The following is a 9668-nucleotide window of genomic DNA, read 5'->3' on the forward strand; positions in this document are numbered from 1 at the left end:
TGTGAACGAGGCGAATATTAGCGATGCCGATCACCGTTGTCAAAGCCCGACTGCACACTTCTGGTTTAAGTGCGCGGAAAAGCAGCGTATTGCCGCTTTTCTGGCTTGAGCGTTCAGATTTCAAACTGCCAGCAAGATCTCACTTTAAACGCATTTCCGGTGAGATGTTAGATGCGTGTCAAAGTTTTGTTATTTGCCGATTTTAAAACAATCATTTCAGTGCTTTTATGATGAAAATTTCAAATGAAGTATTTATGAAACAAATGAACTGCTTATCATCACGCACGAAATGAGTTTCAAAAAGTAAAACGGGAGTTTGAAATTAACTTGTTGATAAGGAACAGCTTACAACAAGGAGTCGCCGTAAATCAGTTGCATCTGACCAGAAGCCTTACCTCTACAACCAGATAAAAAGCGCCAGCGACGTTGAGTGAATGTAAAAGATATTTTTCATTCGTCGTATCAGCTAACTGAGCACGTTAACAAATAAGAAGGGTTACCTATGAAATTCAAAAAAGCGTTAGTGACTTCCCTGTTAGCTTGCATGTTACCTGCCGCAGTGATGGCAAAAGATATTCAGGTGGGCGTTTCAATGGCGCTGTTTGATGACAACTTCCTCACCATCCTGCGCACGGCAATGCAAAAAGAGATGCAGAAAGACAACGTTAAAGGCCAGGTGGAAGATGCTAAAGGCGATGTGTCGCAGCAGCTGCAACAGGTGCAAAACTTCATTGGTCAGGGCGTTGACGCCATTATCGTTAACCCGGTTGATACCAACGCGGTTAAACCGGTCATGGATGCTGCCACCAAAGCCGGCATTCCGCTGATCTTCGTCAACCGTAAGCCGGCTGGCGAACTCACTGACAAAATGGCGTATGTGGGATCGGACTCCGAGCTGGCCGGTCGTCTGCAGATGGAAGCCCTGGCAAAAGCGCTGAACGGCAAAGGTAACGTAGCCATTCTGATGGGCGATCTGGCGAATGAATCCACCCGCGACCGTACCAAAGGTGTTGAAGCGGTAGTCGCGAAGTATCCGGGCATCAAAGTTGTGCAGAAGCAAACGGCGAAATTCATGCGTAACGATGCCGTGGACGTAGTGAGTAACTGGATGACCGCCGGCGACGATATTCAGGCCATCGCCTCAAACAACGATGAGATGGCTATCGGTGCACTGCAGGCGCTGGGTAAAAACCCTAACCACATCCTGATTGCGGGCGTGGATGGTACGCCGGATGCGCTGCAAATGCTGAAAAACGGCAAGATGGTTGCCACCGTCTTCCAGGATGCTAAAGGGCAGGGCGAGGGCGCAGTGAAAGCGGCGGTGAAACTGGCAAACGGCGAGAAAGTTGAAAAGGTTATCAACATTCCTTATCAGCTGATCACCAAAGACAACATGGCACAGTTCGAAAACCGTAATCAGAAATAACCGAACCCGATAGAGCCGTACGGAGGTGAAGTATGACCGCTTTTGCGCTTGAAGCCGAAGGCATCAGCAAGTTCTTCCCTGGGGTGAAGGCACTCGATAATGTCTCACTGCGGATTAAACCGGGGTCGGTACATGCCCTGATGGGCGAAAATGGCGCGGGCAAATCCACTTTAATGAAGTGCCTTATCGGGATGTATCGTCCCGATAAGGGCACCATCCGCATTAAAGGGGAGCCGGTGCAGTTTCAGGACACCATGGATGCGCTGCGTTCCGGCATCTCCATGATTCACCAGGAGCTGAACCTGGTGCCATACATGACCGTCGCCGAGAACATCTGGCTCGGTCGCGAACCGATGAAGTACGGCTTTGTCGATCACGGCAAGCTCAATAAGCAAACCCAGGAGTTGCTGAATAAACTGAACATCCGCCTGAAGGCAGATCGGCTGGTGGGCGATCTCAGTATTGCCTCCCAGCAGATGGTAGAAATCGCCAAAGCGGTGTCGTGGAACTCTGACATTGTGATCATGGACGAACCGACCTCAGCGCTGACGGAAACCGAAGTGGCGCATCTGTTCACCATCATTCGCGATCTGCGCGCGCAGGGCAAAGCCATCATCTATATCAGCCACAAAATGGATGAGATCTTCTCCATCACCGATGAGATCAGCATCTTCCGCGATGGTACCTGGGTAGGCAGTAACAGCACCACCGCGTTTACCCGCCAGTCGCTCATCACCCAGATGGTAGGGCGTGAACTGACGCAGCTGTTCCCGAAATTCAACAGCGCGATTGGTGAGGATGTGCTGACGGTGCGCAGCCTGACCTGCAAAGATCGCTTCACCGACGTCAGTTTTACCGTGCGCAAAGGCGAAATTCTGGGCGTCGCCGGGCTGGTAGGCGCCGGGCGCAGCGAAGTCATGGAAAGCCTATTCGGTATGGAGAGCTTCGACAGCGGTGAGATCCTGATTGACGGCGTGCCGGTGAAGATCGACTCCCCCTCAACGGCCATTGAGAAGGGCATGGCGTTCCTCACCGAGGACCGCAAAAAGTCCGGCCTGTTCCTGGTGCTGTCGGTGCTGGAGAACATGAGCATCGTCAACATGCCGGACTATATCGGCAAAAGCGGTTTTGTCAGCCATATGAAGATGGCGCAGGACTGCATGGAGCAGATCCGCAAGCTCAACATTAAAACTCCGACCATGGATCAGATCATCAACAATCTGAGCGGGGGAAATCAGCAGAAGGTGCTGATTGCGCGCTGGCTGCTGGCACAGCCGAAGATCCTGATCCTCGACGAACCGACGCGCGGTATTGATGTCGGCGCGAAAGCGGAGATCTACCGCCTGATCAGCGAACTGGCTAACCGTGGCGTGGCCATCATCATGGTCTCTTCCGAGCTGCCGGAGATTCTTGGCATGAGTGACCGTGTGATGGTTATGCACGGCGGACGTATAACCGGCATCCTCGATAAAGAAGAGGCCGACCAGGAAACCATTTTGTCGTTGGCATCCGAGTGAGGCGCAAATCCCTATGAGCAACGTAAAAGTATCGGCCCCTGAGGCCTCCGAACAGACGTCATTTTTTAGCAATCTGCGCCATAAGATGCCGAAAGATACCGGCATCTTCGTGGTGATGTTAGGCATTGCGTTGATTTTTGAAATTGCCGGCTGGTACGTACGTGACCAGTCATTTCTGCTCAACACCAACCGTTTAGTCCTGATCGTATTACAGGTGGCGATTATCGGTATCATCGCCGTTGGCGTCACCCAGGTCATTATCACCACCGGTATTGACCTCTCGTCCGGCTCGGTGATTGCGCTAACCGCGGTCGTGGCCGCCAGCCTGGCGCAAACGTCGGACAGCCTGTCGCCGATGTACCCGTCGCTGGTTAACCTGCCGGCAGCCATTCCGATTGGCGCAGGGATCGGCGTAGGCCTGCTGTGCGGCGTGATCAACGGCGTGCTGATTACCCGCACCGGCATTCCGCCGTTTATCGCTACGCTCGGCATGATGGTTTCAGCGCGCGGTCTGGCGCAGTACTACACGCAGGGTAACCCCATCAGCTTCCTCTCCGATGGCTTTACCTCAATTGGCCAGGGAGCGATGCCGGTAATTATCTTCCTGGTGGTTGCGTTCCTGTTCCACATCGCGCTCAAGCACACGCGTTATGGCAAATATGTCTACGCGATCGGCGGCAACATGACCTCCGCCAAAGTCTCCGGTATTAATGTTAATAAGTATCTGATTATCGTCTATACCATTGCCGGTGCGCTCTCCGGGCTGGCGGGTGTAGTGCTGGCGGCGCGCGTCAGCAGCGGCCAGTCGAGCATGGGGATGGCCTATGAGCTGGACGCCATCGCCGCGGCAGTTATCGGCGGCAGCAGCCTGATGGGCGGCGTCGGGCGTATTACCGGCACCTTGATTGGTGCAGTGATTCTCGGCCTGATCAAAAGTGGCTTCACCTTTGTGGGTGTCGATGCCTATGTGCAGGACATCATTAAAGGGATGATTATTGTGGCAGCGGTGTCGATTGATATGCATCGCAACCGCAAAAAACGCTGATACGCGTCGGCGTTTACGTTCTAACTGCGTTGGCTGCGCTTGCTTACCCCGGTCACATAGTTACCTATGCTCCCGGGGATGCGCAATCTTGCCGCCTTGTTACAACGCAAACGCCTTAGCGTATCGCTGCTTCAATACTGACTGCGTTGGCTGCGCTTGCTTACCCCGGTCACATAGTTACCTATGCTCCCGGGGATGCGCAATCTTGCCGCCTTGTTACAACGCAAACGCCTTAGCGTATCGGTCCGACGTGACATAAATAACTTTCCATATCATCTCACCAATCTCCCGGGCCGTGCCGCCACCAATAAGTTTTCCCACTGGTTGTTTACGGGCACCTCGCGTATTTGCTTTCGTTCAGCCCTTAACTGTGTATTTTTTGCGCCAATTGCACCACATCAGCTCAGCGGGTCATCACTTTTTTGCACGTTAGCCTCGCAAAAGCTGCACTACTCTGGTGCATCTTAGTGTCTGCCACGTTTGGAAACAGTATGACTGCGGCTTATTAACCCGTTTGGGGTAATCAGAAACGCTTATTTTCCCGCCCCTTAGGAAAAATCTGCCCGTTCAATTTATTGTGTACACAACTCTGGCCCGCATATTGCAAATTCATCTCCACAAGCCAGCAGGCTGAGAACAGATGCTCAGGCATTCGGGGATTCCGTGACGGAGGCAATATGAATTTAAGGCGACTGAAGTATTTTGTGAAAATCGTCGACATCGGCAGCCTGACTCAGGCAGCAGAAGTGCTGCACATCGCGCAGCCGGCCCTCAGCCAGCAAGTGGCGACACTGGAAAATGAGCTCGACCAGCAGCTGTTGATCCGCACCAAACGCGGCGTAACGCCAACCGAGGCCGGTAAGATTCTCTATGCCCATGCGCGTACCATTCTGCGCCAGTGCGAACAGGCACAGACCGCAGTGATCAACGCCGGACAGGCGCTGAATGGCCAAGTGTCAATCGGCCTGGCGCCGGGCACCGCCGCCTCGTCTCTTACCATGCCGCTGCTGCAAACCGTGCGTGAACAGTATCCGGACGTACTGGTCTATCTGCATGAGAACAGCGGCGCATCGCTTAACGATAAAGTGATGAACGGCCAGCTGGATATGGCGGTACTGTATGACCGTGCGCCCACCGCCGGCATCAACAGCATCCCGTTAATGAAAGAGGAGTTGTACCTGGTCGGGGCGACCGTCTGTCCGGGATCATCGGTTGATTTAACCGAGGTGGCGCAGATGAATCTGTTTCTGCCGCGTGATTACAGCGCGGTGCGCAAACGCGTCGATGAAGCCTTCTCGCTGCGCCGCCTGAGCGCCAAAATCATCGGTGAAATTGAGTCCATCTCTACCCTGACCGCTGCCGTCTCCAGCGGTATGGGCGTTACGGTACTGCCGGAATCGGCAGCCCGCGCACTGGTCAGCTCCACGCATGCATGGATGGCGCGTATCAACAGCCCATCGCTGAATCTGCCGCTGTCGCTGAATATCTCTGCCCGACTGCCGCTTTCACCTTCGGCGCAGGCGGTAAAAAATATTCTGCTGTCGCTGCTGAATAAGCCACTGACTGAGGACCGCGAGCTAATGCTGGTGGGATAACCCTCCCGGCGGCCCTGACGGGTCGCCACGCTGCCTTTTACTCCATCTCCCTGTATTAACACGGCCCTGGTGTCTTATTACTATTCTGCATAACACACCGTTTTTTATTATTTGTTGCTATCACTGCAACTTCATAACATGGACGAAACAGGGCAGGGAACAGGAGAAAAGGGTGTGAATTTCCAGCAACTTAAAATTATACGCGAAGCGGCCCGTTGCGAATTCAACCTGACAGAAGTCGCGAACACGTTGTTTACCTCACAATCCGGGGTAAGCCGCCATATACGCGATCTGGAAGATGAACTGGGCGTTGAGATCTTTATCCGCCGGGGCAAACGGCTGCTGGGGATGACAGAGCCGGGCAAAGCGCTGCTGACCATTGCTGAGCGCATCCTTGATGAGGCTGGCAAAGTGCGCCGGCTGGCGGATGTGTTTACCAATGAAACCAGCGGCGTACTTACCATCGCCACCACGCATACCCAGGCGCGCTATAGCCTGCCGCGCGTCATTAAAGCGTTCCGCCAGCTCTATCCCAACGTACGGCTGGAACTTAATCAGGGCTCGCCGCAGGAGATTGTAGCGATGCTGCTGGCGGGCGAAGCGGACATCGGCATCGCTTCTGAACAGCTGGTCAATAACAGCAGCCTTGCCGCTTTTCCGTGGTTCAGCTGGCATCACTCGCTGCTGGTGCCGCATGACCATGCCTTGCTGCAGCAGCAGCCGGTCACGCTGACCAGCCTGAGCCGTCATCCGCTGATCACCTACCGTCAGGGCATTACCGGCCGTTCACGCGTTGACCGCGCCTTCCAGACCGCCGGACTCAAACCCGACATCGTGCTCAGCGCCCAGGACTCCGACGTCGTGAAAACCTATGTTGAACTCGGGCTGGGCGTCGGCATTCTCGCCGATCAGGCCTGTGATATTTATGATGGTGAAGATTTAGTCAAAATTGATGCGCATCACCTGTTTGAGGCCAATACCGTCTGGCTGGGCCTGAAGCGCGGCCAGCTGCAGCGCAACTATGTGTGGCAGTTCCTTGAGCTGTGTAATGCGAATCTTTCGCTGGAGGAGATCAAGCGCCAGGCGCTCTCCTACGAGACCGACGACGAACCCGCCATCGACTTCCAGATTTAACCCCTTTTCAGGCCCGCTGCGGGCCTTTTTTATTTTCATCGTGCTGTTCGCGTGTCACTCTGACGGCCACCAGAAATGCAGGGAGAGAAGCATGAGCATCGTATTACGCGCCATGACCGTGGCCGATCGTGACGCCGGTTTTGCTTTAACGCAGCAGCTCGGCTGGGCGCACCGGCGTGAAGATTGGGAACAACTGATCGCGCTGGGGGATGGCGTCGTGGCGGAAGAGCAGGGCAACTATCTGGGCGGGGCGATAGGCTGGCGCTGGGGCGCACATGCCGCCACTATTGGTCTGGTGATTGTTGACCGCAGCGCGCGCGGGCGGGGCATCGGGCAGCAGCTGATGCGGGCGCTGCTGGAGAAGTATCCCGGCTGTAGCGTGCGGCTGCATGCCACCGACATGGGCCAGCCGCTCTATGAGAAGCTCGGTTTTACTCCCTGTGGACGCATCTGGCAGCACCAGACGCCGGCGCTGAAGATCGCCCCGCCGGTCGCGCTGCCACCGGGGTTGAGCCTGCGCGCTGCCACGCCGCAGGATAGCGCCGCGCTTAACGCGCTGGATTACCAGGCCAACGGCATGCAGCGCGATCGCCTGATGCACCTGCTGCTGGGCCAGGCCGTGGTGCTGGAAGATGCCGCTCACCGGTTACAGGGTTTTGCCAGCCTGCGCCGTTTCGGCCACGGTTTCACCCTCGGGCCGGTGATTGCCCGGGATCTGGCGGGGGCAAAGGCCCTGATGGCGCAGTGTCTGCAGGATCTGCAGGGGCAGTTTGTCCGGATTGATACGCCCAGCCCGGCGCTGGCTGCGTGGGCGGATAGCCTCGGTTTACAGCAGGTTGATGCACCGGCCGCATGGTGCACGGTACGCCCTGGCAGGCAGCGGCGGAGGGCGTACAGACCTTTGCTCTGGTATCACCGGCGCTGGGCTAAATAAGCCCAACGGCAGAGAACGTTAAGCCAGACGCGCTGATTGTCGGCGAACAGGTTGAACACTGCTACTCGCGCATTCGTCGTCTACCCTTAACATCTGCTAACTGTGTTAAGGGAGAGCCAGACATGAGTAAAAAAACCAGTGATTTCTTCGTTGAGCGCCTGCAGGCCTGGGGCGTAACGCGCATTTATGGCTATCCGGGTGATGGGATCAACGGCGTGCTGGGCGCCATTCAGCGCGCTAATAAAGCGGGCGCAGGCATCGAATTTATTCAGGTGCGCCACGAAGAGATGGCGGCCTTTATGGCGGCCGGGCACGCTAAATTTACCGGTGAGCTGGGCGTCTGCCTCTCCACCGGCGGACCGGGCGCTACCCATCTGCTTACCGGCCTGTACGATGCCAAAATGGATCACGCGCCGGTGCTGGCGATCGCCGGACAGGCGGAAGCCACGGCGCGCGGTGCCAGCTATCAGCAGGAGATGAATCTTGACCGCATCTTTGCGGATGTGGCGAACTTTGTGCAGGAAGCCGCCGCCCCGGCGCAGGTGCAGCATCTGGTGGATCGCGGCGTACGCATTGCCAAGGCGCAAAACGGCGTTGCGGTGCTGATTCTGCCGAAAGACATTCAGGATGAAGCCTGGCAGCCGCCGCAGCACGCGCACGGGTTTACCCACTCCGGGCCGGGGTACCAGCGGCCTAAAATTGTGCCGTATGAAGAGGATCTGCGCCGTGCGGCCGATGTACTGAATGCCGGCAAGAAGGTGGCCATTTTGATCGGCTCTGGCGCACGCGCCGCTGCGGTGGAAGTGGTACAGGCGGCCAATGTGCTGGGTGCAGGCGTGGCCAAAGCGCTGTTGGGCAAAGATGTATTGCCGGACGATGCGCCGTTTGTGACCGGCTCAATTGGCCTGCTGGGCACTAAACCCTCCTGGGAGCTGATGCAGAATTGCGACACCTTGCTGATGATTGGCACCGGCTTCCCGTGGACAGAGTTTTTACCGGCGGAGGGCAAAGTACGGGCGGTGCAGATCGATATCGATCCGGCCATGCTCGGCCTGCGCTATCCGTGCGAGGTCAATCTGCATGGCGATGCGGCCGAAACCCTGCGCGCACTGCTGCCGCTGCTGACCCACAAAGACGATCGCAAATGGCAGGAGCAGATTGCCGTACAGGTGCGCGACTGGTGGACGCTGATGGAAGCGCGCGCGATGGCGCCGGCAAATCCGGTCAATCCACAACGCGTGGTGTGGGAGATGTCGCCGCAGTTGCCGGATAACGCAATAGTGACCTCTGATTCCGGCTCCTGTGCCAACTGGTTTGCGCGCGATTACCGGGTGAAACAGGGCCAGCGCGCGACCTTGTCAGGCGGATTAGCCTGCATGGGAGCCGCGGTGCCGTTTGCCATTGCGGCGAAGTTCGCTTATCCCGAGAAGCCAGTGGTCGCGCTGGTGGGCGACGGGGCGATGCAGATGAACAACATGGCAGAGCTGATAACCATTCAGAAATACTGGCAGCAGTGGGCCGATCCGCGCCTGATCGTGTGCGTGTTCAACAATCAGGATCTTAACCAGGTGACCTGGGAGCAGCGCGTGATGGAGGGCAATCCGCGCTTTGAAGCCAGCCAGCAGTTACCGGACGTGCAATATGCGCGCTTCGCTGAGAGTCTGGGTCTGCAGGGGATATTTGTCGATCGTCCGGAAGACCTGGCCGCAGCCTGGCAGCAGGCGCTGAGCGCCACGAAACCGGTGGTGCTGGAAGTGAAAACTGACCCGGAGGTCGCGCCGCTGCCGCCGCACATCACCTTCAAGCAGGCCAAAGCCTTTATGTCGTCGATGGCAAAAGGCGATCGCGGCGTAACGCAGGTCATCAGCGATACGGCCAGCCAACTGCTGCACCCTAAGCGCTAGCACGGCGTGCTAATCGCCCCGGGAAGCGATCGGCCAGGCTTCCCGTGGCATTCCTGTAAAACCGTTGCGCACCTGGAATCCGTCCCCGCACCAGCCTCGAATCCACCACCGCA

General features: G+C 56.5%; 6 protein-coding genes and 1 pseudogene. All 7 read left to right on the top strand.

The annotated features are described in order from the left end of the window. Positions 1 to 502: 502 nt before the first annotated feature. Positions 503 to 1426 carry a sugar ABC transporter substrate-binding protein gene (locus HA48_RS21180; protein ID WP_128603075.1) on the top strand — a complete coding sequence of 308 codons (924 nt, stop codon included), beginning with the start codon at positions 503 to 505 and terminating at the stop codon, positions 1424 to 1426. A 32-nt stretch (positions 1427 to 1458) separates the two neighbouring features. Then, entirely contained in the window at positions 1459 to 2943 is a 1485-nt protein-coding gene (locus HA48_RS21185) for a sugar ABC transporter ATP-binding protein (RefSeq protein WP_128603076.1), read from the top strand. Between the two features lie 13 nt (positions 2944 to 2956). Then, positions 2957 to 3988, top strand: coding sequence for an ABC transporter permease (locus HA48_RS21190; RefSeq protein ID WP_128603077.1), 1032 nt, complete (start codon positions 2957 to 2959; stop codon positions 3986 to 3988). Positions 3989 to 4665: 677 nt separating this feature from the next. Next, on the top strand, positions 4666 to 5583 hold the full coding sequence (nac, locus tag HA48_RS21200) for a nitrogen assimilation transcriptional regulator NAC (protein ID WP_128603078.1): 918 nt from the start codon (positions 4666 to 4668) through the stop codon (positions 5581 to 5583). 174 nt (positions 5584 to 5757) lie between these two features. Beyond that, entirely contained in the window at positions 5758 to 6717 is a 960-nt protein-coding gene (cbl, locus tag HA48_RS21205; protein WP_128603079.1) for an HTH-type transcriptional regulator Cbl, read from the top strand. Between the two features lie 91 nt (positions 6718 to 6808). Then, positions 6809 to 7647: pseudogene (locus tag HA48_RS21210) on the top strand (GNAT family N-acetyltransferase). 126 nt (positions 7648 to 7773) lie between these two features. Continuing rightward, positions 7774 to 9555 (top strand): thiamine pyrophosphate-requiring protein, encoded by a 1782-nt coding sequence (locus HA48_RS21215; RefSeq protein ID WP_128603080.1) that lies wholly within the window; start codon positions 7774 to 7776, stop codon positions 9553 to 9555. The last annotated feature ends 113 nt before the right edge of the window (positions 9556 to 9668 follow it).

Origin of the sequence: Pantoea wallisii, assembly GCF_002095485.1 — a bacterium.
Classification (GTDB): Bacteria; Pseudomonadota; Gammaproteobacteria; order Enterobacterales; family Enterobacteriaceae; genus Pantoea; species Pantoea wallisii.

Bases quoted from the DNA above. Each gene is read 5' to 3' on its own strand.
- HA48_RS21215 (WP_128603080.1), top strand. From the start codon at position 7,774: ATGAGTAAAAAAACCAGTGATTTCTTCGTTGAGCGCCTGCAGGCCTGG.
- HA48_RS21185 (WP_128603076.1), top strand. From the start codon at position 1,459: ATGACCGCTTTTGCGCTTGAAGCCGAAGGCATCAGCAAGTTCTTCCCT.
- nac (WP_128603078.1), top strand. From the start codon at position 4,666: ATGAATTTAAGGCGACTGAAGTATTTTGTGAAAATCGTCGACATCGGC.
- HA48_RS21180 (WP_128603075.1), top strand. From the start codon at position 503: ATGAAATTCAAAAAAGCGTTAGTGACTTCCCTGTTAGCTTGCATGTTA.
- HA48_RS21190 (WP_128603077.1), top strand. From the start codon at position 2,957: ATGAGCAACGTAAAAGTATCGGCCCCTGAGGCCTCCGAACAGACGTCA.